Annotated in this window: 34 protein-coding genes and 1 tRNA gene; 8 read left to right on the top strand and 27 right to left on the bottom strand. The window is 48.1% G+C overall.

Annotated features, from left to right (window positions below; genetic code table 11):
• Positions 1 to 8 precede the first annotated feature (8 nt).
• Positions 9 to 1,589 carry a 2-polyprenylphenol 6-hydroxylase gene (gene ubiB, locus ACI0FR_RS14000; RefSeq protein WP_404906139.1) on the bottom strand — a complete coding sequence of 527 codons (1,581 nt, stop codon included), beginning with the start codon at positions 1,587 to 1,589 and terminating at the stop codon, positions 9 to 11.
• A gap of 14 nt (positions 1,590 to 1,603) precedes the next feature.
• Entirely contained in the window at positions 1,604 to 2,395 is a 792-nt protein-coding gene (ubiE, locus tag ACI0FR_RS13995) for a bifunctional demethylmenaquinone methyltransferase/2-methoxy-6-polyprenyl-1,4-benzoquinol methylase UbiE (RefSeq protein WP_374833640.1), read from the bottom strand.
• A gap of 247 nt (positions 2,396 to 2,642) precedes the next feature.
• Between ubiE and upp the strand changes: the two genes are divergently transcribed.
• Complete coding sequence (gene upp, locus ACI0FR_RS13990; RefSeq protein ID WP_374833519.1) at positions 2,643 to 3,269, top strand: uracil phosphoribosyltransferase; 627 nt, start codon at positions 2,643 to 2,645, stop codon at positions 3,267 to 3,269.
• 85 nt (positions 3,270 to 3,354) lie between these two features.
• Positions 3,355 to 3,561 (top strand): SlyX family protein, encoded by a 207-nt coding sequence (locus ACI0FR_RS13985; protein ID WP_374833517.1) that lies wholly within the window; start codon positions 3,355 to 3,357, stop codon positions 3,559 to 3,561.
• A 34-nt stretch (positions 3,562 to 3,595) separates the two neighbouring features.
• On the opposite strand, the gene msrA is transcribed toward ACI0FR_RS13985, so the two are convergent.
• Positions 3,596 to 4,240 (bottom strand): peptide-methionine (S)-S-oxide reductase MsrA, encoded by a 645-nt coding sequence (gene msrA, locus ACI0FR_RS13980; RefSeq protein ID WP_374833515.1) that lies wholly within the window; start codon positions 4,238 to 4,240, stop codon positions 3,596 to 3,598.
• A gap of 78 nt (positions 4,241 to 4,318) precedes the next feature.
• Positions 4,319 to 4,627 (bottom strand): hypothetical protein, encoded by a 309-nt coding sequence (locus tag ACI0FR_RS13975; protein WP_374833513.1) that lies wholly within the window; start codon positions 4,625 to 4,627, stop codon positions 4,319 to 4,321.
• 348 nt (positions 4,628 to 4,975) lie between these two features.
• Here ACI0FR_RS13975 and ACI0FR_RS13970 point away from each other — a divergent pair.
• Positions 4,976 to 5,065, top strand: a tRNA-Ser gene (locus ACI0FR_RS13970).
• Between the two features lie 113 nt (positions 5,066 to 5,178).
• Here ACI0FR_RS13970 and ACI0FR_RS13965 read toward each other — a convergent pair.
• The 5 genes from ACI0FR_RS13965 to ACI0FR_RS13945 all read right to left on the bottom strand — a co-directional run bounded on the left by ACI0FR_RS13965 (position 5,179) and on the right by ACI0FR_RS13945 (position 7,418).
• Positions 5,179 to 5,487, bottom strand: a complete 309-nt coding sequence (locus tag ACI0FR_RS13965) for a hypothetical protein (protein WP_404906140.1) — start codon at positions 5,485 to 5,487, stop codon at positions 5,179 to 5,181.
• A gap of 190 nt (positions 5,488 to 5,677) precedes the next feature.
• Positions 5,678 to 5,971 (bottom strand): hypothetical protein, encoded by a 294-nt coding sequence (locus ACI0FR_RS13960; protein WP_404906141.1) that lies wholly within the window; start codon positions 5,969 to 5,971, stop codon positions 5,678 to 5,680.
• 699 nt (positions 5,972 to 6,670) lie between these two features.
• Positions 6,671 to 6,901 carry a hypothetical protein gene (locus ACI0FR_RS13955; RefSeq protein WP_404906142.1) on the bottom strand — a complete coding sequence of 77 codons (231 nt, stop codon included), beginning with the start codon at positions 6,899 to 6,901 and terminating at the stop codon, positions 6,671 to 6,673.
• Positions 6,898 to 7,185, bottom strand: coding sequence for a hypothetical protein (locus tag ACI0FR_RS13950; RefSeq protein WP_404906143.1), 288 nt, complete (start codon positions 7,183 to 7,185; stop codon positions 6,898 to 6,900). Before ACI0FR_RS13950 ends, ACI0FR_RS13955 begins: the two co-directional genes overlap by 4 nt.
• Positions 7,182 to 7,418, bottom strand: coding sequence for a hypothetical protein (locus tag ACI0FR_RS13945; protein WP_404906144.1), 237 nt, complete (start codon positions 7,416 to 7,418; stop codon positions 7,182 to 7,184). The genes ACI0FR_RS13950 and ACI0FR_RS13945 overlap by 4 nt, the downstream gene beginning before the upstream one ends.
• Positions 7,419 to 7,602: 184 nt before the next feature.
• Here ACI0FR_RS13945 and ACI0FR_RS13940 point away from each other — a divergent pair, with 184 nt between their 5' ends.
• The 5 genes from ACI0FR_RS13940 to ACI0FR_RS13920 all read left to right on the top strand — a co-directional run bounded on the left by ACI0FR_RS13940 (position 7,603) and on the right by ACI0FR_RS13920 (position 10,656).
• On the top strand, positions 7,603 to 7,857 hold the full coding sequence (locus ACI0FR_RS13940; protein ID WP_404906145.1) for a helix-turn-helix domain-containing protein: 255 nt from the start codon (positions 7,603 to 7,605) through the stop codon (positions 7,855 to 7,857).
• A gap of 63 nt (positions 7,858 to 7,920) precedes the next feature.
• On the top strand, positions 7,921 to 8,535 hold the full coding sequence (locus ACI0FR_RS13935; protein ID WP_404906146.1) for a hypothetical protein: 615 nt from the start codon (positions 7,921 to 7,923) through the stop codon (positions 8,533 to 8,535).
• 84 nt (positions 8,536 to 8,619) lie between these two features.
• Positions 8,620 to 8,997: a hypothetical protein gene (locus ACI0FR_RS13930; RefSeq protein ID WP_404906147.1), complete on the top strand. Its 378-nt coding sequence runs from the start codon at positions 8,620 to 8,622 to the stop codon at positions 8,995 to 8,997.
• 245 nt (positions 8,998 to 9,242) lie between these two features.
• Positions 9,243 to 9,872, top strand: coding sequence for a hypothetical protein (locus tag ACI0FR_RS13925; protein WP_404906148.1), 630 nt, complete (start codon positions 9,243 to 9,245; stop codon positions 9,870 to 9,872).
• A gap of 127 nt (positions 9,873 to 9,999) precedes the next feature.
• The gene (locus ACI0FR_RS13920) at positions 10,000 to 10,656 is read left to right on the top strand and encodes a thermonuclease family protein (RefSeq protein WP_404906149.1); all 657 of its coding nucleotides are present in this window, start codon (positions 10,000 to 10,002) and stop codon (positions 10,654 to 10,656) included.
• Positions 10,657 to 10,817: 161 nt separating this feature from the next.
• Here the strand turns inward: ACI0FR_RS13920 and ACI0FR_RS13915 are convergent, their stop codons facing one another.
• From ACI0FR_RS13915 to ACI0FR_RS13830, 18 genes are all read right to left on the bottom strand, one after another.
• On the bottom strand, positions 10,818 to 11,243 hold the full coding sequence (locus ACI0FR_RS13915; protein WP_374829702.1) for a PRC-barrel domain-containing protein: 426 nt from the start codon (positions 11,241 to 11,243) through the stop codon (positions 10,818 to 10,820).
• A gap of 153 nt (positions 11,244 to 11,396) precedes the next feature.
• Positions 11,397 to 12,008, bottom strand: coding sequence for a hypothetical protein (locus ACI0FR_RS13910; RefSeq protein ID WP_374829700.1), 612 nt, complete (start codon positions 12,006 to 12,008; stop codon positions 11,397 to 11,399).
• Entirely contained in the window at positions 12,008 to 12,223 is a 216-nt protein-coding gene (locus tag ACI0FR_RS13905) for a hypothetical protein (RefSeq protein ID WP_404906150.1), read from the bottom strand. The genes ACI0FR_RS13910 and ACI0FR_RS13905 overlap by 1 nt, the downstream gene beginning before the upstream one ends.
• A gap of 77 nt (positions 12,224 to 12,300) precedes the next feature.
• Positions 12,301 to 15,528 carry a tape measure protein gene (locus ACI0FR_RS13900; RefSeq protein WP_404906151.1) on the bottom strand — a complete coding sequence of 1,076 codons (3,228 nt, stop codon included), beginning with the start codon at positions 15,526 to 15,528 and terminating at the stop codon, positions 12,301 to 12,303.
• Positions 15,529 to 15,584: 56 nt separating this feature from the next.
• Complete coding sequence (locus ACI0FR_RS13895) at positions 15,585 to 15,818, bottom strand: phage tail assembly chaperone (protein ID WP_404906189.1); 234 nt, start codon at positions 15,816 to 15,818, stop codon at positions 15,585 to 15,587.
• Positions 15,782 to 16,117, bottom strand: coding sequence for a hypothetical protein (locus ACI0FR_RS13890; RefSeq protein WP_404906152.1), 336 nt, complete (start codon positions 16,115 to 16,117; stop codon positions 15,782 to 15,784). Before ACI0FR_RS13890 ends, ACI0FR_RS13895 begins: the two co-directional genes overlap by 37 nt.
• A 5-nt stretch (positions 16,118 to 16,122) precedes the next feature.
• Entirely contained in the window at positions 16,123 to 16,548 is a 426-nt protein-coding gene (locus ACI0FR_RS13885; protein ID WP_404906153.1) for a phage major tail protein, TP901-1 family, read from the bottom strand.
• Between the two features lie 66 nt (positions 16,549 to 16,614).
• Positions 16,615 to 17,019 (bottom strand): DUF3168 domain-containing protein, encoded by a 405-nt coding sequence (locus tag ACI0FR_RS13880; protein ID WP_404906154.1) that lies wholly within the window; start codon positions 17,017 to 17,019, stop codon positions 16,615 to 16,617.
• Entirely contained in the window at positions 17,020 to 17,520 is a 501-nt protein-coding gene (locus tag ACI0FR_RS13875) for an HK97 gp10 family phage protein (RefSeq protein WP_404906155.1), read from the bottom strand.
• Positions 17,520 to 17,873, bottom strand: a complete 354-nt coding sequence (locus tag ACI0FR_RS13870; RefSeq protein ID WP_404906156.1) for a phage head closure protein — start codon at positions 17,871 to 17,873, stop codon at positions 17,520 to 17,522. Before ACI0FR_RS13870 ends, ACI0FR_RS13875 begins: the two co-directional genes overlap by 1 nt.
• Positions 17,874 to 18,053: 180 nt before the next feature.
• Complete coding sequence (locus ACI0FR_RS13865; RefSeq protein ID WP_404906157.1) at positions 18,054 to 18,362, bottom strand: head-tail connector protein; 309 nt, start codon at positions 18,360 to 18,362, stop codon at positions 18,054 to 18,056.
• On the bottom strand, positions 18,356 to 18,916 hold the full coding sequence (locus ACI0FR_RS13860; RefSeq protein ID WP_374829681.1) for a collagen-like domain-containing protein: 561 nt from the start codon (positions 18,914 to 18,916) through the stop codon (positions 18,356 to 18,358). The genes ACI0FR_RS13865 and ACI0FR_RS13860 overlap by 7 nt, the downstream gene beginning before the upstream one ends.
• Complete coding sequence (locus tag ACI0FR_RS13855; RefSeq protein WP_374829679.1) at positions 18,913 to 20,265, bottom strand: phage portal protein; 1,353 nt, start codon at positions 20,263 to 20,265, stop codon at positions 18,913 to 18,915. The genes ACI0FR_RS13860 and ACI0FR_RS13855 overlap by 4 nt, the downstream gene beginning before the upstream one ends.
• Position 20,266: 1 nt before the next feature.
• Positions 20,267 to 20,461 (bottom strand): DUF7210 family protein, encoded by a 195-nt coding sequence (locus ACI0FR_RS13850; RefSeq protein WP_404906158.1) that lies wholly within the window; start codon positions 20,459 to 20,461, stop codon positions 20,267 to 20,269.
• A gap of 45 nt (positions 20,462 to 20,506) precedes the next feature.
• A complete protein-coding gene (locus tag ACI0FR_RS13845) occupies positions 20,507 to 22,456 on the bottom strand; it encodes a phage major capsid protein (RefSeq protein WP_404906159.1) in 1,950 nt (649 codons plus the stop codon).
• Between the two features lie 18 nt (positions 22,457 to 22,474).
• Positions 22,475 to 24,325 (bottom strand): terminase large subunit, encoded by a 1,851-nt coding sequence (locus ACI0FR_RS13840; RefSeq protein ID WP_374829671.1) that lies wholly within the window; start codon positions 24,323 to 24,325, stop codon positions 22,475 to 22,477.
• Complete coding sequence (locus ACI0FR_RS13835) at positions 24,318 to 24,704, bottom strand: hypothetical protein (protein ID WP_404906160.1); 387 nt, start codon at positions 24,702 to 24,704, stop codon at positions 24,318 to 24,320. The genes ACI0FR_RS13840 and ACI0FR_RS13835 overlap by 8 nt, the downstream gene beginning before the upstream one ends.
• A 108-nt stretch (positions 24,705 to 24,812) precedes the next feature.
• Positions 24,813 to 25,118 (bottom strand): HNH endonuclease, encoded by a 306-nt coding sequence (locus tag ACI0FR_RS13830; protein WP_404906161.1) that lies wholly within the window; start codon positions 25,116 to 25,118, stop codon positions 24,813 to 24,815.
• Positions 25,119 to 25,195 lie beyond the last annotated feature (77 nt).

Below are 25,195 nucleotides of genomic sequence, written 5' to 3'. Positions count from 1 at the left end.
GTTGATCTCTAATCAATAAAAAGTTTAACCGCGATCACCACAAAAGCAATGGCGATCACCACCAGTGCCCGCCTGCCCCAACGATTATGATAGGCTTCCGCCCGCCCAATAGCCTCAGCTGTCGCCGCATCAAAGCGCAGACCATTAGCTACCATATCATCAAGGGCAATGCTTGCGCGCTCCGAGCGTTGGATAAGTTCCGGCGCTTCACGCATGAAATGTAGCAATGCCTGACCGGTTTCCTTGGCATCGCCCAACATGCCTTGAGGGCCTAAATTCTTGCGGATCCATCCACCAACTACCGGCTCTGCCGATTTCCACATATTGAAATGCGGATCAAGCGTGCGCGATACACCTTCCACCACCACCATGGTTTTTTGCAGCATCAGCAATTCTGGCCGCGTTTCCATGTCGAATAATTCGGTCACTTCAAACAGCAACGTCAACAGTTTCGCCATTGAAATGGTTTCGGCAGGCTGGCCATGAATAGGTTCGCCAATCGCACGAATCGCTTGGGCAAAACTTGCCATGTCATGTGTATGCGGCACATAACCGGCCTCAAAATGCACAGCCGCCACCCGCATATAATCGCGGGTAATGAAGCCATAAAGAATTTCGGCCAAAAAACGGCGCTGCTTTTTATTCAAGCGACCGGTGATACCAAAATCCACCGCGACGATCGTGCCCTTAGGGTCAACAAACAAATTGCCCGGATGCATATCGGCATGGAAAAAACCATCACGCAATGTATGGCGCAAGAAAGACTGGATCAGCGTTTCGGCTATTTTTTTCAAATCAAAACCAGACGCACGCAGCGCATCCACATCCGACACTTTAATGCCGTCAATCCATTCAAGCGTCAAAACATCACGGCCTGTGCGTTCCCAATCAACCGTTGGGACACGAAAGCCCGTATCATCTTTAATATTCTCGGCAATCTCGGATAGCGCGGCTGCCTCAAGCCGCAAATCCATCTCAATGCGGGTACTCTGCGCCAGAGTTTCGGCAATTTCAACAGGACGCAGACGACGTGTTGCCGGCACATAATGTTCCTGCATCCGCGCAACCATAAAAAAACTGGCAAGGTCACGTGCAAAACGCTGACGCACACCGGGGCGGATTACTTTAACCGCTACTTTTTGAGACCGACCATTTTTAACAATAAAAGCCGGATGCACCTGCGCCATAGAAGCTGCTGCAATCGGCGCCTCAAAGCGCTCATAAAGATCGCTGACCGAGCGCCCCAGTGAATTTTCGATGGCTTTTTCAGCCTCTTTTTGCGGAAAAAAATCGAGTCTGTCTTGCAAAAGCTCCAGATCAGCTGCGATATCACGCCCGACAATATCAGGCCGTGTTGCCAGAAACTGGCCAAGCTTGACATAAGAAGGCCCAAGCTTATTCATCGCGCGGGAGATACGCTCAGAGCGTTCCATATTGCGGGCTCTAGGGCGCGCTAAGGCTTTGGCAAGCTTGTGCCCGAATTTCGGCAAACCTTGCAAATCATCAACAGGCATTGCCCCGATCACACCCTCACGGGTCAATATCCAACCTGCACGCATCAGCCGCAGCGCGGCAGAAATATTTTTCATATCTGCCAACTATTTTAAAGCTTCCAGCCAGAATGGAGAGCGGCAATGCCTCCGGTGAAATTACGCCAGCTGACGCGCTCAAATCCGGCTTGCTCAATCATCGTGCCGAAATCTTTCTGTGACGGAAATTTGCGGATTGATTCAACCAGATAGCTGTAAGAATCCGCGTCACCCGTAATCATTTGTCCAATTTTAGGAATGGCATGGAATGACCACTGGTCATAAACCTTGTCCAAAATCGGCATTTCAACCTCGGAGAATTCAAGGCACATAAAACGGCCGCCCGGTTTTAAGACCCGGTAAGCTTCCGAGAGCGCCTTATCAATATGCGGCACATTGCGAATGCCGAAAGCAATGGTGTAAGCATCGAATGAATTATCCTCAAACGGCAATTCTTCCGCATTGGCTTCAACAAAATCAAGATTGTCGATCAAGCCTTTTTTAATGGCGCGCTCACGCCCGACACCCAGCATCGAGCCGTTAATATCCAGCACCGTGACATGAGCCTGTCTGCGGGATGCTTCAACGATGCGAAAAGCAATATCACCGGTGCCCCCAGCTACGTCCAATGAACGCCATCCTGCACGTTTTGACGGTGCCAACCATGCAATCATCGCATCTTTCCACACACGATGCATACCGGCCGACATCAGATCGTTCATCACATCATAGCGTTTGGCAACTTTATGGAAAACATCATTGACGAGTTCCTGCTTGGCCGTTTCGTCAACCTGACGAAAGCCGAAAGAGCTTTCCATACCGCCTGTTGCGCCTACCCGATCCATATTGCCATCATGCTGGCTCATAGCTTGTCCTGTCTGTTCAATTCGCGGTGCAATATAGTGCATATTGACGCCGTCCTGAAATGACATTTGTCCGCTTCCGCGTCAAAGCCGTTCTCATCATACGCATATAAAGCTTGCACAGGATGTTACAAGCGTAGAAACAGCTCATAAATCTGTGTGTGCGCTTTTTTAAAATGTTTTCACATAGCATATAGCGCAATAATGTCCTATTCATTAAGCATCAGATTATAGAAACAGCGGAACGATCATGGGCGTTACAGTTATCAGCCACCCGCTTGTCCAGCACAAGCTTACCATCATGCGCAAGCGTGAAACCTCCACAGCAAGCTTTCGCCGCCTGCTGAAAGAAACGTCCTTGTTGCTTTGCTATGAAGTAACACGCGACCTTGAAATGACAACGATGCCGATCGAAACGCCTTTGGCACCGATGGAGGCACCGATTCTGGAAGGCAAGAAACTTGTTTTCGCGTCTATCCTGCGTGCGGGCAACGGTCTGCTTGAAGGTATGCTTGATCTGGTGCCGGCTGCGCGCGTGGCACATATCGGCCTTTACCGCGATCACGAAACCCTTCAGCCGGTTGAATATTATTTCAAAGCACCGGAGGATATCGTCAATCGCCTGATCATTGTGGTTGACCCTATGCTCGCTACAGCCAATTCGGCAATTGCAGCAATTGACAAGCTGAAAGAACGCGGCGCCACCAATATCCGTTTCCTTTGCCTGATTGCCGCGAAAGAAGGGATTGAGCGTTTCACCAAAGCTCATCCGGACGTGCCGATTTTCACTGCCGCTATTGATGATCACCTTGATGAAAAAGGTTATATCGTACCAGGCGTTGGTGATGCCGGTGACCGTATGTACGGCACCAAATAATCGACTGCATTGTCTAAATCAAAATCACCGGTGTAACAGCCGGTGATTCTTTATGACCACCTGTTAAAAAAGAACCGTAAAACCGATGTCTCATGAAACGCGTCTGACCGAACTTGAAATCCGGATTACCGAACAGGATAAAATCATCGAGGATCTTTCCGGCGAGATTGCAGAACAGTGGAAAGTCATCGACCACCTGCGCGCCAAACTCAGTGCGCTCACCACCCGCTTTTTAGAACTTGAAGAGCAAACCCAACCGGACATTCCGGTGACCAGGCCGCCCCATTGGTAAAATGGGGCTTAAGCAGCCTGATTTCCCGCTTGTTTTAAATAAAGCAAGACACGCCGGTGCCGCGCAAACCGCAATAACCACCGGGATTTTTCGCCAGATATTGCTGATGATAATCTTCAGCATAATAAAAGGCCGGCGCATCTAAAATTTCAGTGGTAATCGACCCCAGACCTTTAGCCGTCAGTGCTTGCTGATAGTCATCACGGGTCTTTTCCGCCAAAGCCTTATCATCGTCAGAAAAAGTATAAATACCGGAACGATAAGTCGTACCGATATCGTTACCCTGTCGCATACCTTGGGTCGGATCATGTTCTTCCCAGAACATTTTCAACAAGGCATCTAAACTGACGATAGCCGGATCATAAACCACCAGAACCACTTCATTATGTCCGGTTAGTCCCGTGCAGGTTTCTTCATAGGTCGGGTTTGGTGTGAAACCACCCGCATAGCCCGCAGCCGTTACATACACCCCAGGTACTTGCCAGAACAGGCGCTCAACACCCCAGAAACACCCCATACCGAACATGACCTTTTTCATGTTTTGCGGCCAATCACCATGCAAGGAACGACCTGTTATATAATGCTTGTCGGCGGTCGCAATCGGTTCACTGCGCCCTTTAAGAGCTGTATCAGCAGTCGGAAACTCGGTTTTCAGACGATAGCGGTCAGACAAAGTCATTTTAGCTCTCCGTATAGGCTTAGGCTTTACAGCTTGATATAATAATTAAAAACGCATCATTTAACCCAAGATGCGAAATCAATTTGTTTTGAAGATATAAGACACCAAGTATAAGAGCAGCGCCAGTGCCATAAAAATTGCAAGCACCGGCAAATCGAAAAACTGCTCAAGCGCCATATCAGCTAATCCCTGCGGTTGAGCATCTCCAAAGAACTGTCCAGCATCGCCCTGCCACTCAGATAAAAGATCATGCAGCGATGTAAAAACCAGCAGTGAACTGCCGATGGAACGAGCAGCATCAACTATTGCAACGCCTATACCGCATAATAAAAACAAAACCGAACATAGCAAAAAAAGCCTGTTTAAGACTGCCAGAATCATCAGCATTCAATTTTCCCGCACAAAATCATTACCTTGCCTTCAATAACAATTAAGCAGATTTTGAGCATAAAACTATCATCACGTGATTATCAAAGTTCTAAACAAACCTTTCCACATCCCGTGCCCTATGGCTAAAACACTTGTAAAACTAGCTATTTGCAGCTTTTTCGGTCTTTATTAAAGCATTTGCTGCTGAAGAAAAACATTCTTTCAAATTCCTGAAATTAACGGTTGATTACTGACGCATTCCAGCTATATTCCGCGCCGAACCAGTGATTTGACAATCAACCACAGTCTTTAGAATTACAGGTTCTTATTTCTCATGAACTTGATGTCATGCATGAAATATTCTGCGGAGAGGTGGCCGAGTGGTTGAAGGCGCACGCCTGGAAAGTGTGTAGGCGGGGAACCGTCTCGCGGGTTCGAATCCCGCTCTCTCCGCCATGACCATTGATTTCATTGACTTTTTTCGATTTTTTTACCTCTTGCCATAACCAAGAATAATTCTGGTTTTAGCCGATTAGGCGCACCCCGAAAGATGCGCCGATGTGGGTTAATTAAGCATCAACCGGTTTTTGCATACTTAAAATAAGCTCAAGAACTTCATCTGCTGTTTCTGGCTCATATCCAAAACCGATGGAGCGCATAACTTCTGAGTGCGAGTTAATAAATGTGCCAGCATCCACGGTCTCACCGTCAACGATACTCTGATAGCTCGCAACCAGTTCCGTATTCTCATTTGGCATTGCACGCAGCTTTTCTAGTAATTCAACTGCTGATTCATTTCGTGTATCATCTGGGAACTGAACGGAACGTTCTTTGCGGAAATAAACCGTACCTTCAAATTGATCTGACAAAATATTCATAATCCATACTCCTCGTTGTCGCCTCACTATGAGACGCGTTTCATCATTCCGCTGACTTTGGGTCAGTCGGTATCATTTGCCTTTAAAGCGGCATTTATTTTGATAGAATCTCACTATTACAAAGCGAGATATTCGGCTTAAGCTACAATATTAAAATAGAACACATCAAGAACAAAATTAGTTTTCAGCTTTAAGCCGCAGCCTTCTCCACAATCGCCCTCACAACATCATCAGGCGTATTGGGTTCAAATCCATAACCGATTTTCGACATAACAGCTAAACGTGCAATGTGCAGCTTTTCAGGGCTGTCTTGCCGTAAGCGCACATATGCATTCACGGCTACAGGATCGTTATTGTTCGCAGCTGCCAGATCTTCGCACAGGCGTGCGCCATAACGTGCTGGCTTATCAAACTTATGCGTCTTTAAGATACTAATTCGCATGTCTGCCGCGTTTAGTAGTTCATCAGTCAGAATGTTGGTCATGATATTCCTTTCATAAGAGTATCTCCAGTGCGTCTTGTGGTGATTGACATAGAGCTGCCCCACAGCCATATGTTCGCTTGCGCGGGGTTGTGCCCGTGAAGGAACCTAGGGGTTTGATACGTTGTATCTCCTCCCCCTAGATGTACGCCCACCAGCTATGCTGTAATGTTGTGGTGACCCCAGAAATGGTTGGCCTCTAGCTGGTGGTTTTAAGTTCACCGGTGGTGGCGGTGGATTATGCACCACAGCTATCGCCCTATTGCCGCGACGTCATAGCTGCGCCGGATTTCCGGTATTCACTGCCAGCTTGCGACGAGCCAACAGCGAACGTGTCTGAGTACACCAGCCGCCCTATAGAGATCGGACGGACGGCTGATGCCACTTCCCTTACATCCTCCTCAGGGACTGCATAGGGAAAGACCGCACCCTAGCCGCCGAACCGGCACAGATGCGAGCATTATGGAGCCCACGGCGCGAGTCGAACGCGCATCTTATCCAATTACGGTTTCTGATTTAGAAGATCAGGCCGATACGTGGGCGATAAGGGTGGCCGGCTACATCCCGTCAAAAATGCAACCGACCTTGCGTCCGCCGAGGAGACAGCAGGCGCAAAACTGTTATGGTTTGGGAATACAGAAGCCGATTTTAATGCCGACAGATATTCCGGCTGCAAATATGAAAACCGCGATTATGATCACATCAATCGTAATTCTCCCTACAAGAGTCATGCTGCCTCCAATATTCCGCGTCCAACTCCTCAAGAAGCCCCTCCAAAGCATCCTCTGCTTCTGTTGCGCACTGCTTCAGGTTTCGCACCAATAGATCAGTCCTGTGGCATTTATTGCCCGCAGCATCTTGCAGGGCAGTCATAATGTCCGCGATGACCTGAATGTCGGCAATGGCGTTACCTAGTTTTTCATCTGCATTCATGCCGCCACCTCCACAGCCACCGACCTCAACAATTTAAAATCTTCCATAAAAGTTTTCCAATAGTCACGGTGTTCGAGCAAAATGCATTCAGGGTCGTCAATCAATTCCGTCCAAAGTCCGATTTTAATTTCAAGGTCAGCAAGCGATTGTGCTCTCGACATATGAATGGCCGTTCGCAGGTGCCAAGCTGCCATGTGCAGCTCGTTTTGCATCTTGTCTGGCATATCATTGGCTTCGGCTCTGATTGACGCTGCAAGGGCGCTATAAACGTGGATTTTACTCATGCCGCCACCTCCATCGCCGCGTAAAACTTAGCGTGTAGCTCACTGACCTCACGCAGCGCGTTGATTGCAGCATAGTGAATAAATCTGCCATCCTCCACAGTCAGGCGACCTGGCTGCACAGTGTCTTCAATTAAGCGCTGTAAAAGGCCGACAGAGTTCTTGGTTCTGCAGATGTCGTCCTCAAGGTCTGCAAAAGGCAAAGCTTGGGTGCTTGCTCGCACGAGTGCGGTCATTGGGTATCTCCTCGAAATGGTGATCCTGACTGTTGGCCGTGCTGCATTGGGTTGCGACCGTGCCGAGGCCAGCGTCAGGAATTTAGAATCTGTTAAGCGTGTTGAGCGGTTTAGATTGATTGATTTCGCTTGTTGTGATAACTTTTAATCAATATTAATTCTTAGTCAAGCGGAATTTATCAAGATGAGCGAAATTAATCACATTGCCGGGAAGCAAATCGCGGCTGCAAGAGCTTTATTAGGAATTGGTCAAGTCGATTTAGCCAATAAATCTGGAATATCTGCACCCACTCTTCGGCGCATGGAAGCAAGCGAAGGCGATGCATCCGGCATGAAAAACAATGTTTCCGCAGTCGTTCAAGCCTTAATCGATATGGGGATCGTCTTTATACCCGAAAACGGTGGCGGCTATGGAGTAAGACTAAAGGATAGGCAGTAGTATTTAATATTGTTTTCCCCTTTATTTCTGGCATTTTATATAAACTATAATTCAGGGGGGCTTATGAGTACGTTTTTTACTATCATTGGGTTAATGTTTTTTGCGGCCATAGTATGGGGAATATGCAAAGGTGTCGCCGAATCTAATCAGCATAAAGAACAAGGACAAGCACTTGCATCGATACCAGACTTTCGTCCGGTAGTACAATTTAACGGTGCCTCCGGCGGTGCTGGCGTAGCCATAGATCCGGCCAATAATAAATTTGCCATAACTAGTCGAGCGAATACTCGTGTTTTTAGCTTTACGGATCTTGTAGCGGTAGAAGTATTGAAAAATGGATCATCTTTAACCAAAACAAATCGTGGAAGTCAGGTTGCTGGAGCTGCTGTAGGAGCAGTTTTGTTAGGCCCTTTAGGGCTTTTGTTAGGAGGAGTAACCGGCTCCAAACGTAATATCGAAAAAGTGGACCGTCTTTCTCTTAAGATATTTACCAATGACTTAGTGACACCAGTACATGAAGTTGTCTTTTTTGGCGGTCCGCAATCAAAGCCCGATTCTCTTCTTGTAAAGCAGGGTGCACAACAACTTGATGAATGGCATGGTCGGTTTCAAACTATATTGCACATGAGAACAAATACCACGAACAATGCTGCTCCTATACCAGCAATTGAAATCTAGTATAAGAACTCTCGAAGCCGCCGGCGTGATCTTCATCGATCAGAATGGTAATGGTGCTGGCGTTAGATTGAGGGATCGCACCTGATGGCTGACTATCGTGAAATTTCTCAGAGCTACGCACGAGCAGCCGTCAACACATCTGTCATTCTTAATGGCGGCGCAGCCATTGCGCTCATGAACCAAATGAGTAGCCTGATAGGCAGTGGATTTGGCCCAATCATATTTTGGCCTATTACTTTATGGGCAGCAGGAGCTTTTTTAGCGGGGATTACATATCCTGTAGCGTTTCTATCATCGCGCTATGTTGATAAAAGTGAACGCGAACCAAGCAAAGAAGCCGCCCATATAAAAATAGCGGACAAATTAATGCTGGCAGGCCTTATATCGAACGTCTTATCATTTTTATTGTTCGCTGCTGGAACAATTAAAATATCGTATGAATTTAAGGCATTGTTCGGCTAACCCCACCTTCCTGACGGTTTTCATATGATCGTTCACCACAACGTGGCGCCCATCCACTCGAAAAAAACCAACAAATTCAACGAACGTAAAATTGCGTTGGTTAGCTCTCCCCAAATCTGGGGAGGCCCTTGCTCAAAAATGAGCCCGTCATACAAAAATAAAATTATCCCAACATTACACTTTGGAACAACTGGACTCTAAGTAGTGTTTTTGATTTCTTACCAAACTATTACTTGGGGGAAATTATGAAGCTAGTGAGTCTTGCTGCGATATCAGCAGTTGTAGTGTTATCTGCGTGCCAATATAAAGCTGAGCCAGTAAGCGTAGCTACTTACAATGTGTATTCATCATACGATGGTAAATTGCCAGGCAAGTACCTTTTATACGTTGATGGATCTAAATTAGATAAATCAATCAAGCCTTCTGATTTTAATTGCTCCGCCCACACTTACCCTATGGCTTTATCAAATAGCTTTTCAGGTTCTGTGAGAAAAACATTACAAAACCTCGTCACCGAACTTGAGGTTGTAAACCATCCAGTTGATAGGAATGATCTTCGTGCTCGTAATGCCAAAGGCATGATTATAGTGCGCGGTGAAGATCTCAATGCACGTTTACGCCTTGTACCAGGCTTATGGTCTGCAGGCGTTGAAACTAACGTCGATATCGCCGCTTCAATTACTGTCGATGGACAAAACGGCAGACTATTAGGAACCACAGTTTCGGGCGATGGAAACTCGCAATCTGATGCTGGATTCGCTTGTGAAGGTGGCGCAAAATCACTTACTCAATCTGCAGAACAAGCGATGAAAGAAACGCTTGGCCGATTGGGAGAAGCATTGGTTAACTCTGAAAGAGTCAGAAAAGGGTCATAATATATGCTCCCCACCTTTCTGACACCGTGAGGCTTGGGGGGGTATATGGCCGACTTCATAGAGTATTTATTCGCAGGAATTAGCATCGTGTTGGCAGTTGTAACAATCACAATCTGGCTTATGCTGAATGATTAAGTTCTTGCTTGCTGCCGCGTTGCTTTTCATGTGGCCAACACCATCCTTTGCAGAAACAGGCACTGAATTAGCCTATTGCTCCGGCTGCGGCTGCAAAGGTGGTCCAGGCTGGCGCATACATAAATCTGGAAAGTGTGCCAGCCATAAAAACTTAGCAAAGCAATGCGGCAGTCCTCCCAATCCAGCACGCTGCACAAACGAGTTGGCAGCTAGCTTCAGAGCGCCAGTGCAGCAATTCCTAACATCTCCACCACAAACCAAAAAGAACGCGCCTGCGAGGCTGCAAGGCCGCGCATCTGTCATTGATGCAGACACAATAGAGATACACGGACAGAGAGTTCGTATTTGGGGAATTGATGCGCCTGAAGGAAAGCAAACCTGCAAGAATGCAGCCGGCAAAGATTACCGTTGCGGTCAGATAGGCAGCATTGCGCTCGCTGATTATCTGGATGAAGCGCAACCAATCCGCTGCGATTATAAAGATACAGACAGGTATGATCGTTTTGTCGGTCAATGCTTTACGTCTGACGGTAACGACATTGCTGAATGGCTAGCCTCTGAAGGGCACGCGCTGGATTACAAGCAATATTCTCAAGGCGCATATGGCAAGGCTCTTTTATTGAGCCTTGGGAGTGGCGGAAAGGTGTGAGATGATATTGGGTCTATCAACATAATGTCATTATAAATCCGACGATTTAACATGCATATAAAACATATCATATATTTCTAGATACATGCCAAAAGAGTTATAGCCGCACCATTTCCTGAATTATAGAATAAAAAAGGGCGCTTTCCGCGCCCTTGATTTAATTATTTAGCCCAGCGGCCTTCGTATTTAAACTCAGGAGCCTTTTCAACGGCTTCCTTTGTAGCTGACATGTTTGCAGACCACTTTTTGTCATCTTCTGAATATGTCACAACAATAGATTCAGGGCTTACAATCACATACTTTTCACCGATACCAAGGAAGCCACCGACTGAAAGAACATATCCTGAAAGCTCACCGTCAGAAATGATAAGATCTTTAATCTCACCAAATGTGTTATCCTGACCATCTACAACATTCAAACCAACCAAATTGTAGCTTAGCACATCTGTTGGCTGAGCCGTAACAAACACTTCTGTGGTTGTTGCAGTAGGTGTAGTTGTTGCAGTTGGTGTGGTTGTCGCTGTCTGTGCGCTAGCGAATGATACCATTGCTGCTGTAGCGGTCAGTGCAATAAGAATACGACGCATAATTAAACTCCCGTTAAATAAAAACTTTTCTGCAACCGTAATTATTTGGTTCAGTGGTTATATAACGGCAGTGAAGGCGCATGGTTCCATTCAAATTAATATTAAAATCTATACAGATACAAAAACCAGCTTAGTCTCGCTAAGATTCAGAAACTACTTCGGCACTTCCACAAGCTGAAATGATGCATCTGGGTGCATTCCTGTACCTATTTCGAAACTGTCAGGTATCAGGCGCATATTCATCACTGGATTTTTAAAGCGAATCGAAGCCCCCACTCCGATATAGGACGGGAGAAACGGCTCGATCCTTATCTGCATGGTTGTGCCTGTTGCCGTTGCATTGGCCACCACCCGTGCAATGAAATTATAATCACCAAGCGTTAAGCCTATCAGATCACCATCTGTCAGCTTTAGCCCAACCTTAACACCGGCCAACGTTAGCACATTGCCATTGATAGCCGACAGACTGGCCGAACCTGTTATGGCTGAATTATTGGCATCACCCCAATACGCTTGAGGCACACAAGCGTGTTTAGGTGTGTAATGCACGGTAACAACTCCGCCCCTGCAACGATCAATGAATGCCTCAAGCTTTTGTCGTTGTGCATTGCTGCGCAGGCTAATCTGTGCTGTCCACTGCCAGACAGGATCTGTACTTTCCATAAAAGCAATGGAACGCTGGCCAAATCGTGACATAGAAGTGGATCTAATCAACCTTGGGAAACTTGGCTGATAAATCAGGCCATCAGGTAATTGCTCTGCCATCACGCCAACCTCTGCACAACTGGTGCGCCCGTAATGACAGGTTCAGGCTCGCAATGGAAGGACTCCGTAGCCGTTCCCTCAACAATCCAAACATGCCGGCCACGATGTTGGCGTGCCTGTTCCTTTGCACATTCCCGTGCGTCAGCCGCATCTGTAAAAGTCATTGGATCGAATGTCGTTCCTGTAAACACCATTGCCTCCTCATCGTCTGACACTTTGAAAAATGCTGGCATAACTGTATAAATTTTCATGTCTTCACCTATAGAAAAGGCGTGGTTTCCCACGCCGAGAATTATCTAATTACGCCACGTGACTGCGCCTGAACTACTGAACGCCCTACTAGGTTTACAAAGTGGTTGCTTTCTGAGAAGCCCTTAATTCCACGCTGAACACCCTGTTGAACCATCTGTTCAATCTCTTGGTTTCCGCGTGCACCTGATACATCGACAGATATGGTTATCTCTTGAGGGCCAGTTTCTTTTCTCTCAGCAGGGGACGAAATATCCGGCACCCGAGGCAATGGAATTGACGGAGTTCTAATGTTTGGAACGCCGACTGCTCCACCATCACGCAAAGCTGGTAATTGGCCCTTATTCATGGCTTCTAGCAACCAGCCATATTTGGCCGTTGCATCCGCATTCATGATGTACTCACCGTTAGAGGCGCGCAGCAGTACCTTGTCATCACGTGGGCCGCCTGCGCCACTTATACGACCGCCGCCTGGCACTTCGGTTACAGAGCCACCATCTTTGCGTCCGAGCAAACCACCTATGAAATCAAAGGCGCTGCCGAATGTGCCGCCTGCCACACCACCTGAAGACGGCTTAAACAAAGCATCGAAAGCACTATTCAAAAGCATCTGTGCAAGTTTATTCAGGATATCCGACAGAGCGTCGGATAAAGACTTAGCGCCCGTGATTGCGTCGAGCGTTCCGCTCTTAAACGTTTGATAGAAATCCGCTGATGCCTGTTCAACATCCTGTTGCTTTTCCTGAACGCGCCGAAGTTCTTCAGCTTGCTGTGCGTATGCGGCAGAAACTTCTTCAATTTTTTGGCGTTGCTGTTCTGACAACTTAATGCCGGAAAGATCAGTCTGGCCTTTTTTAATGGCTTCATCACGAAGCTTTGCCAGTGCAGCCTGTTCCAGATCCAGAGAAATCTTGCGCTTTTCGTTTTCCTGATAGGACATACCAACGGCAGCGATTTCGGATTGCAAAGCCGCTGTACGATCACGAACCGCTTGAATGTCCGTATCAATCTGTTGTTCAGTTGTCTTCTGGTGTGACTTTTCCGACTTGGGCTTTTTGCCCTCACCCGACCGCGCTTTATCAGCTGCAAGCTCTGCCTGTGCAATGCGCTCGGCCAAACCTTTTTCAGGATTCTTGATGCCCTCAGTTTCAAGGCGCTTACGAACTTCAGCAATCTTGTTTTCAAGGGCAAGCTGATCTTTAGTCAGCTTGGTGCGTCGTATGGCGTTTTGCTCAAAAGCTTTGGCGGCTTCATTCTCAGCTTTGCGCTGTTGAATATATGGGTCTAACGACGATCTCGCTTGCTTGTTCTCATCAGGACCACGCGGATAAGCTCCAGCCATGGCCTGCCCTGCTTCACGAGCCGCATCACGAACATTAGCAAGAACCTTGATGGCAGAAGCCATTTTTTCAAAGAACGCGCTCATGTTCGGATTAGCTTGCGAGAGGTTATTGATTGCGGTCAATGCATCATCAGCACTGCCGCCAGCCTTCACAAACTTGTCGATGATCTCTTGTGTGTCAGCTTTTAACTGCGGCTTTATCTCGCCTTTAGTCGCGAGCATATCAAGGTGATCTGCGAGATCCTGCACCTTCTGTGTGGCAATCGTAAGCTCTGGCATGTCCCCAACACGTGTGGACATAGCTTGCAGGCCGGACATATGATCAACAGTTTCTTGCACACGCTTGGTCAACTCAACCACAGCGTCGCTGATGGGCGTGTTATTTATTGCCTCAAGCTTTTGCTTTACCTTGTCAGCATTTATTTCAAAGCCTTGAAATTCGGCAATGATTTTAAGAATCTCTCTCCTTGCTGACTTGTCAGCTTCAGGCATAGATAAATTCTGATAGAGATTTTGCAGTGGCTGCTTTGTATAGCCAGCCAGCGCATCTAGCTCATCGCCTTGGCCGAACAGTCTGCTGAGCGGTCCACCGTTACGCAGCCGATCTAATTCATCTGCGATTTTCTTGAGCTTGCGTGCCTTATCTGCGGCACTCAGCTTGTCCAACGATTCAGTAACACCATCAACCGCATCCGCAACACGCGGAGCAACAAGACCAAGCTTTTCCATTTCTGTGCGCAATGCATCAGAGTTTTGTTTGGCTTCCATGGTGCTTAGTGTGTATTTGGTCATCGCAAAGACCAATGCACCGCCCACAATAGCGCCAAGTGGACCAGCAGCAGCGCCCATACCACCAAGAGCAGTAACCACACCGCCTGCGCCTTTAGCGGCATTGAGAGCGCGTGTAAGCTTCAACACTTCTGTCGTTGTCATGCCTAAAGTTCGGATCATGCCCATCAATGAGCGACCAACCAGAGCACCTGCAAAAACAGCGGCAACTTGCAAGCCGGCATCGGCAACTTTATCAAAGTTGTCTGCAATAATAATGAGTGCTTCTGAGACTTTAGCGGAAACACCCGTCGCCGTATCAGCGTTCCCGACATACTCAAGCAACGCATTATTCAGCAATGTGAAACCATCGCTAATCGTTGCCGGCATAGATTCAGCTTCCTTGCGAAGCTTCTCCAGCTGCCCAGAAAGTCCCTTAACAATATCGTTGCCGGTGATCTTTCCTTGAGCGCCAAGCCCACGTAATCCGCTAACTGTTGTACCTAAACTTTCGGCCAATGCTTCCGCGACGCGGCCACCGGATTCAATGACTGTATTCAAATTGGTTCCGGAGAGCTTGCCCACGGCCATAGCTTTAGAAAGCGCATCGATGACGCGGGCTGCCTTGTCACCCTTCGCACCGGAAACAACCAAAGCGTTGTTTAAGGCTTCAGTATAATCTAGCGACTGATTGGTGCTATAGCCCAAGTCTTTCAGCGCCGTGCTATTTGCCAGATAGCTTTCTGTAGTCTGCTCAAGGTCTGAATAAGTGCGTCTGGCCATTTGACCAAGACGACCCATGACCTCTGTTCCATTCTCTATTGAACCGGCGGCAAGGTTCACGCGAGAGGTCAGATCCGTCCAAGTGTCGGTCATCTTGCGCAGTTCATTCGTGCCTAATACTGCACCAATTCCACCTGCTATCCCGCCAATGCCTGCCATCGGTTTTTGGAAAATACCGTCTAATTCGCGGCGTAATTTCTGAGCATTCCGCTCAATGGCTTTAAAATTGTTGTCTGCAGATTTTGATACTGCCTGAAAACGCTTATCTGCCGATTTGCTGAAGCCATTTACAGCCTCTTCCATTTTCTTCTGACTACGGCGCAAGGCTGCCACGTCAGCGGAAATGGATAAAATAATATCATCGGAATCTTCGGCCAACGTGAACCTCCAAAAAATACAATAAAAAAGGCCGCACAAGGCGGCCTGAAAATGCGTCATCCATATTTTGCGAGTAAATCATCCAACTGATCATCGGTTGGATGTTCTGTAGATTTCTTTCCACCACGGGCTTCTGTGAAGCCTTCAATGGCAGCAATGAACTCACTTAATGTGGAGCGCCAAAAAGTTTCAGGCGTCCAACGCAGAACACCGTAGGCTGACTTTTGCCAGTCTCGCCAAGGGGAGCCGTCAGCTACATTTGAGCTTCCCCTGGCTCCTCGTTTCCCGATTCACCATCATGATGATGTGCAAGAGCCGCGTTGAAAGCTTCCGAAAGAACTTTGAAATGCCGGATCTTAAGCTTGGCAATCGCAGCTTCTTTATTGCCGCGTACCGTCAAGTGACGAATACCGGCAATCGTGGCTGCGACCTCCACCTGCCCAAGCCGCTCGTACAAATCTAAAAGCGATTTGCATTTCAGCTCAGTGGACACATTGGCCAAGCCTTCCATTGTGGCTGCGATAACAATTTCGGTATCACCTATGGCAATACCAACTTCACCACGCTCACCGTTAACTGGCAGTTTCATGAGGATTACTCCGCCACGAAAGCAAGAGGGCCGGCTGCCATAAAGGTAGCTGAGAAATCCATATTGCCTTCCATTTCACCGGACAGTTCAAAATCCGATACAAACCACGAACCGGTGAAGCTACCCCAGCCTGGCACAATCACTTTCGCATTAAATGGCACCGCATCATTTACGTAACCGCGGAACTTCGCCGTGTCAGCACCCGCAACAAATTTGCCAGAGCCTGTAAATGTGCGGTTCTTAATGCCGGGCATCGAAGTCTTCTGCGGAGTCGCATCTGGGTTCTCGCAATCGACCATAGTAGTATCGACTTCATTGGCAGACATATTAAATGAACGTGTATTCAACCCGCAAAGATTTTTGAATTCTTCTGGTGTTTCACCGTTGCCAATTTGAATAAGCAGCAGGCGACCTGTCTGTTGATCTGACATTTGATAATCCTAAAATAAAAAAACCCACCGAATGGCAGGCCGTTAGTTACTGATTGTGAAAGGTGGTCAGGCTTTTTCGGTGTAAGCCACTAATTCAATGACGGCATGGGAATGGATGCCATCAAGGTCACGCATCACGCGTGTTTTAGAATGGTCGAGACTGACCAGACGATTTGAGGTCAAGACGAGTGGAGCATGATGCAATGTTTCAGCAACAGCCTCAGCAACTTGCCGAACTTCCATAAAACCAGCTGCCGCTGACCACACATGCAGCGTTGCGTAAATCCTACGGGCTTTTAAACATGTGGCATCAGTTCGGTGTTCGTCAAAATCACCCATGACGACATATGGCGTTTGTGCATCTGCCGGTGCCATGTCATAAATCTTTTGATCTACCAAGGCAGTCACAACGGGGCTGGATTTAAGTGCCATTACAATAGCACCCTGCAATTCTAAACTTGCTGATGCCATTTACTTTTTACCCATGGCTTCGCGGACACCCTTATTCAGGGCACGCCTGATCTGGCTGAGAGCCTTTTTCCGCATTCCACGCCAGACGGGAAACACATGTGGCTGTGCAGGTGTAGCAGCATGCGGACCTTTACCCTGCGTCATGACCTCACGCTTTTTATAACGCCGATCTCGCCGCGGTGCTGTTCCAAGTGATGCCTTCGTACCAAACTCCAAGAACCGCCAGATGTAGTTACCATAAATCCCGACAGCTGTTGGGTCTTTTGATTTTCGACCACCAAAGACTACCTTGTCTGCATGATCGCTTTGAAATTCAGCCTTAATGCTGGCGGCATAATCACCACCATCTGGCGACTTTGGAGCGCGAGCCGCAATAGCTGCCGCAGCTTCTTGGGCGACTTCCATTTTCGTTTTGTCCATCGCCTCAATAGCCTTCGGAGCCAACTCACGGAGTCGCTTAGTTAAAGCCTCGCGCCCCATGATTTTCGTCTTAAGCACCATCAATTTTTTCCATCATAGACGGCCAACATTTCAAGATATTGGTTTCGCTCATCAGGGTTTATGATTGACTTGATGTCGTAGGCTTCACCAGTGTGCGTGTTTTTAGCCTGCCATGCCGGTGTAATCTGACGCGTTTGATTGGAAGAATGCACTGTGATTGTGTAGGGCTGCACGCCTTGTAGTCGTGAAGCAATAACCGTTTCCGACCCCATGCGCGGTTTTAATCGTGCGGCCACTGTGAACTGGTCAACCCAATCGCCACGTGTTCCGCCAAAACCATCGTCTATTTCTTCACGTTTCATAAACGTGACACGATGATTAAGTGTTCCCGTGGTGCTACGTGAGCGCTTCATCAGCAGCCACTACCTCGCCTTTATTAGGTGTCTTGATACGATCCGCTGCCCCAGCTGCGACGGCTGCTGCTGCGCATTGCTCACGGACAGATCCAGACCACCCTGCCTTGTAATCAATCGAGTGTGACGGTTGCCGATATTCAAAATCAGTTTTGAATTTAACCCAAGCCATATCTTGCCTCATGCCATGATTGGTTTACGATATCGGTGGAGAATGGAAGTAATGCGCCGGTCAAGATAACCATCCGCAGCCGTATAAATCGGCTCAGTGTCACCGCGGTCAGCCCACATCAAACCTACCTGATACAAAATCGCCGCCTGTATCAGAGGCGGCGCGGTTTGGTCTGTCCATTCAGTTTCAGGTCGGTTGATATAATTGAGAATTATATCAGAAGCCTGCTCGATCATTGTTTCGAGGTCAGCGTCATCATCATCATGGAAAATGCGCTGACGGTGTTTTGCCGCTTCCAATGTGACGAGTTTTACCATTTCTCACCATCCAGACCAAGTTGTGTCAGGTCTTTACCTGGCCGACCTTCAAAGCCTCGTTCGCCACGCTCTCCGTCTTTGCCATTTTTACCATCACGACCGCACTTAACGGCTAAACGCCATGCATCAGACGTACCAGGCTTATCGCCAGTCGCTTTTTGAGCAATCCAAAGAGAACCGCCATATGTGGCAGCATCGCCGCGAACATAATCAGCGCCGGACTTATATTGCCCTCGGTCGAGCGGGATGGGCAGCATTAAAGGAAATTCTTTGATGCGTTCACCTTGAACAAATCGCAAAGTGATTGACCTCTCACCGTCGTAATCAATTGACAGATCATCAAAGCCAAGGCCATCGGCACCGTCATGACCTTTATCGCCGTCACGACCATCTTTACCGTCACGCCCTGGTACACCTGGCAAGCCGTCACGACCATCGCGCATTTCACGGGCTTCGACAGCGACTAGGCGCTCGTTAAGCTTACCACAAGCTGCATCAACGTAGCCTTTCAAAGTGCCAAGAACAGCTTCAGCTAGTTTTGTTGCATCAATCATTTCAGCACCTCGGCGGCTTTTGTTGTGAAAGCCGCAATGAGCTTTTCTGTCTGGTCTTCTTGTGGTGGTGGCAGCCCTTCCGCCGGTTTGTCGGATTTACCCGTTGAGAATGGATCGTCCTGCTGGTCGCGCTTATCAAGTGCGGCTAAGCTGTAATACTGTTGCTGCAAGTACGGAGTATCTCCACCTGCGACCGGTGCTAGGTTCAAAACTTGCCTACTCTCGTTAATTGTTTTCATACCTGCTTTGACCGCATCGGCTTCGGTTTTAACGAGCGTCGCACTATCCATGCGAAAAAGATCAGAAAGATCAAATTCAGTACCCGTGCCAACCTCACATGCAAACCCGTCATCAAGGCACGTTTCGATGCTCTCAATATGGATCTGCACGCACTGTGAATAATACTGCTGATCAAGTGCTTCGACGTTATTGAGTGATGGCGCTTGTCCAACTCCGACCTTATGCGGTGGTACGCCCATAACCGAACAGATCGTTTCAGCAGACCATTTCAACTGCTCAATCAATTGAGAATCCATCGCGTTCATAGCTAATGGTGAATAACTCAGGCCATCGCCAAGAACGGCAATTTTTCCGGCATTGTCACCTGTATAATTCTGATCCCAAAAATCTTTGAGACGCTTGGCGTTCTCTGGGTCGATTGCACCAGGTGCGGATAAAATACCACCAGGCATTGACCCGTTATTGAAAAATCTTGCTGAATTTCGCTGAATGCTCAAACCTTGAGCAGCCGCTAATCCACCCGCCATAATAGGCGATAATCCGACCATAGGATGGAAAATTGTATTCCATCGATCGTGTATAATTTCAGATGCTGGAACGGTCACACTGTCAGCGTGCTGTGAGGCTAAATCATCGCGTTGCAGCTGATAATAGACGGATCCATCAGTGGAAATAAGAACCTTCACACGATTAGGGTCAAGGATATAAAGAGCAGCAATTTTGCCGTCGGAAGAACGTTGCTTCAAGACATAGGTATTGCCATGAGCAAGTTTGGACATCATCCAGCTTTCGAAAAACTGAATCCTGTTTTGATACCGATTAGGGCTGCGCAACACTTTGGTAATCTCAGTGTGTTCGACTTCTGTCCATATCTTGTCATTATCTTCAACGACATAACGAATACGCATTTTCGCAATATCAGAAGCAATCAACGACAAGCATCTAAACAAGGTAGGATTTGTCACTGCTGTATCAGTAGTGACTTCCATATTACGCTGCCAAGCACCAGTAAAAGGCTCACGGATCACGCCCCATAAACCGCCTCGGTTATCGACGGGCGAGAGGCCGGCTGATTTCTGCCGCGTAATCGACAAACCGAAAAAGTTCATTCTATTCTCCAGTTTTTGCCCGTTGTTTGCGAACAATTTGTTTCTTTGGCTCAATTGTCGCGGCTGGTTCGGGTGCATCAGCAGCCTTACCAATAGCTTTTAACAAGCGCGCATCTTTTGCTGATGCTTCAAATTCTTCGTCTGGTAGCAATGACATTCCGGCATATCGGAGTGGCTTAATTGCAATAAGTTTCATGCATCGCTCCTATAAAAGAGAGGGGAGCCGAAGCTCCCCAATCATTTAACCGCCATAATTCGCGCTATCGATGAACTGCACAACGCCATCACGACGTTTTGCCCAGTTGATGAAACGCTCAGCGCGGATGCCAACCATGTTATGCTGCCAGAGGCTAATCAACGAGGAGCCGTTGCCGCTCGGTGCGCTGTCCATTTCAAGCGATGCTTCACGGGATGCGTCAAGCATGACCTGACCATCATCCGCCAATAGAATTTCGGTCGCCTTTGCAAGAATAATGCGTGAACCAGCACCCTCAAGAGGGTCACCAGAACCAGCATTCGCCGGAATATTCTCAGACAGCACAACAGGCAGACCAAAGAACGTACCACCACTGTTACCGTTAATTGACAGACCATTGAATTCAGGCTGACCAAGAGGATTTAACAGTAGAGCCAGACCAAGCGCCTGTGTCTCTGTCATGATCCATACAGCACCAGATAGCGACATATTGACTGACAAAAACTTACCGAAGAGTGCCTTTACATCGGCACGGACATCATCCGCAGTTTTACCACTCGCAGTCACCGGCGTTACGCCATTTGTGATGGATGCAGGCGAAACACCTCCCGCTCCTGCCGCTTTAGCAGGATCAACAAAATCCTTATCCATGGTCTGGACGATTGTGTTGATCAAATCCTGACGCACAAGAGCTTCCGCTGAAGGGTTTGAGAATTTAACCAGCTCATCAGTCAAAACAACAATACCGGCCAGCTTAGCATGACCTAATTTGATGTTATCGAATGCAAGAGAGCTTACAGGCTTTGGTTTGCCTTCTCCTACCCACTGAGCCGAGGAACCTGCTGTCTGACGCGGGATGTTGATGTTGAACGGCACATTTCGAAGGCCAGGAATACGACCAATGATCGTTTGCGGACGCAATAGGTCAACGAACTCGCTGGACATATTCTGATATTCAACAAGAGGTTTTGCCCATGCGGCATCTGTAGTGGTGCCCGCTGAAACTGCAGCACGAAGTACAGTCTCAACCTCTGGAGTATCACCCCAATCCTTAGCAATCTCTGCTGCCTGCATCACATTACCCTTAGAGCGAGCCAAGGCGATTGCATAGCGTGTAAAAGCTGTGCCTTTCGGCAGTTCTTTTTTGACGCTTGCTGGCACTGCGCCACGGGCATTACTAGCGCCTTCTACCGTTTTTACACCGGTCACATCTGTAGCGTTGGCAACACTAGTCTTTTCCAGATCCTTCAGGCGAACAAGATGCTCGTCAATGGACTTTACTTCAGCCAGAAGGCCGTCGTATTCCGCCGACTGATCAGCATCGAGGGTTACGCCATCATCAGCGGCCTTCTGCATCAGTGCAGTCATTGCAGCGGATTTCTGTGTGCGGGTAGCTTCGAAAGCTTTGATTTGTTCTTGAATGTTCATTGTATAATTCCTTGCCGGAGTAATAGGGATGGATTTGACCGCAACGCCGGTCTTGGAAGGTCGCACGACATCAACAGCAGAATTGCCAGACGCGGCTCGCTGTTGTGCGTCGATGGATTTAATTGTGGTAATGGTCGCGTCGGCATTAGCCGGTACGGTCACCAGGGAAAGCTCTAGCCATTCCCACTCTTTGAACCGTAAACCGCCTTCCTTCATTATTTCGTAGCTGAGCGACCTGAAGCCAATAGAAACAGCACTCACAAGACCAAGCTTGACGCTTTGCCATGCTTCGTCAGTTCGGTCTTTCAGCGTGCCCGGCTCATCGACTTTGACAACACGAGCCTTAAAGGGGATGCCCTTCTCTGTAGGCTCTGCGAATTCGACATGACCAACAGGCTGATTAGCATTGTGTTGCCATAAAAGAGGCATAGGCAGTGCAAATTTAGCCCCTAAAGGCTCAACAACATCACCCATTCTGTCAGCCGTAGGCGTTGAGGCAATACCCTCAATGACGCGCTCGTCCTCATTAACGGCCCTGATATTCAGGACCGAATAAGCTCTATTCATTGATTTTCCTTGATTGGATTAACCGATTATCAGCATTTGATACTCGCGCTTCGGCGCTTCTATCGGCGTGTCAGTGGCAAAGCCCGTGACCATTGCAAGTGCCACAGCCGTATCAATGCGAACGGATGCTTTTGTCTTAACAAACCACCTGTTATCGAGTGGATCACGGTCGAATGTAGCGCCCATCAAAGCGGTCATCAGCACCGGATTACGTCTGATGCGAACTCGACCATCAATGATGGCATTTTCCAACTCAGTAACAGATCCAGGCATCCATAAACCTTGAGGCTCTGGCAACCCTGCCGCTTTTGCAGCTTCTATTTTCTGATCACTGGCTTTTGACCGCCGCTTCCCGCCCTGCGGATGCGGTATGTGCTCCACTTCAACGCCAATCGCATCAAGTTCCTCGCGGAATTTATCATAAGCATAGCGGTCATATGCTATGCCGGCGATCTCAAAATCTTGCGCGAGCTGAGCAACACGAGCTGCTACGAAATCGTAACGAATGCGGCTGCCTGGCGACGCGTTCAAGAAACCCTGATCCACCCAAACATCGTAAGGCATTTTATCTGCCAATGCTCGCGCTTTAAGAGTGTCAGCAGGCGTCCACGCTTCAATCCACGCGTCAAAGGTCGGCAACTCAACAGTCGTGCCGTCCTCCCGCTCCATAGCTTTGGAGCCGGTCTGCACCGCGCATGCCAATGCTGTCATGTCACGTGATGCAGATAAATCCACTGACAAGAAAAGCTTTTTGCCAGCGTGCTCTTCCAGCGGATTGAAATCATCCATTACGCTGTCCACGGTCTCGCGCGGCATCCACGCCTTATCCGCCGATGTCCAGACGCAGAAATGAAGCCGCAAAATTCCGTTCAACTTGCCTGGTATTTGTTTGGCCTGCGAGACAACACCCGCAAGATAGTCATTAGTTAAAATAACACCTAAAAGCGGATTGGCTTTTTTCCAGCACGTCGGATCTTCGAGCGGATCGTCTGTCTTATCCAAGGCACACACATAGCTAAAAGTAGTATCATCCAGCACCTCGCCGATATAAGTGAAATCATCGTCAGGTGTTTGTGTGCCCGCAGCGACACGAACAGCATGTTCATGCTCTTCCCAGCAGAAAGAGTTCCTATCGCTGCCGCTATTAGTGATCATAAACAACAACGGCTGCTGACGAAACTTAAAGCCACGCTCGAGCATTTCACCAACTGAACGGTCTGGATGCTCATGCACCTCATCTAGAAGTGCGAAGTGTGGACGTGGACCCGAGCCAGTCTTGCCAGCATCTTTGGAAATGGGACGAAAGAATGCCTTCTTTTCCAAAAAAGCGACATTGAACTCTCGCCCTATACCGCCGCTGAATGACAGGCGCCCTGATAACTTAGGAGCTGCACGGGCCATCTTAACTGCATCCTGAAACAGGATTTGTGCCTGCTCTTTCTTGGCTGCTGCAGCATAAATTTGCGCACCAGCCTCACCATCAGCCATCAGGCCATAAAGACCAAGTCCACCAGCAAATGGCGATTTACCGTTGCCCTTGCCTTCTTCTATGTAAGCACGACGAAAACGGCGCTTACCATCAGCATTAACCCAGCCGAATAACGAACCAAGTTTAAATGCTTGGGATGCATGCAGTCTAAAGGGCTTACCGTCAAACTGGCCATCATTAAGCTTTAGGCGCTCCTCAAAGAAGCGCATAACGCGATGAGCCTTTGCATCATCCCAAAAGTAACCGCGATCAGCGGCTTGGGCTAAATCATCAAAATGCCGCTGACATGCATTACGCACATGTGGTCCCGCAACTTCAACACCATCAAGAACCGCACGCGCATATGCACTCACACGGTCAAGTGCCGGAGTTTTAATCAACGAGATCGTCCTTCTCTTCTTCACCATCTGGGAACGAAACCTTAGTGGCATCCGCCGGCGTGGCGCCCATTTGCCCGAGGCACTGGCGCAAAAGGTTAAGTGCTTGCACGCCGACCTCCTGACCTGTCATCAAACGACCTCGGATATTTGCAGCAATTTCCAAAAAGCTACGATGCGTTTCATTCAACCAGGGGATTTCTTTTGTGAAAGTCATCCATGCGGTACGAGCCTTGGAAAGATCATTATCAACCAACCATTCAGGCGGGTCACCAACTGGTGCGTCAACCTTTGGTTCTTTTCGCCCGTCAAATTTAGTTTTTTGTTTAACAGCCTGGCCCGTAACCGCAGCCTTGGCCTTCGGTGTTCTAGGCCGAGCCATTTTACTTACCCTCAACTTTTGAATTGAAAACGTGTGCGTTCTTGCCCACTTACGGTCCCACGACCGACCACCTTCGACGGTTCGATGATACCCCCCCAGGGGGTCTGGTCAGAGCGGCCAGCCTTGAGCGTCGAATCTGATGACCATCTGTCCTAGGTCTTCGCGCTTGCCATGACTATCGTGGCATGACTTGCAGAGTGAGATGAATGGGCCGTTCCAGAACTTGTGATCATCTCCTTTGTGACCACCATCGCCGTGGTGAACGACTGTGGCAGGTTCAATGATTTCGGAGATTAGGCACCATTCACACAACGGTTGCTTTGATAACTGACCATCACGAATACGACGCCATCGGGCAGTTTTATAATGCTTACGATAGGCAGCTGCTTCTGCGCTGCGGTGGTCTTTGCTCATTGACAACCAAATTTCTAAGACAGCAACACTAACATTGAAAATATTATATATAGTTTAATTCATATATATAAATCTTC

The sequence above is a fragment of the Paenochrobactrum sp. BZR 201-1 genome, assembly GCF_044987585.2.
Lineage (GTDB): Bacteria > Pseudomonadota > Alphaproteobacteria > Rhizobiales > Rhizobiaceae > Paenochrobactrum > Paenochrobactrum pullorum.
This window is presented reverse-complemented; position numbering and strand designations above follow the sequence as displayed.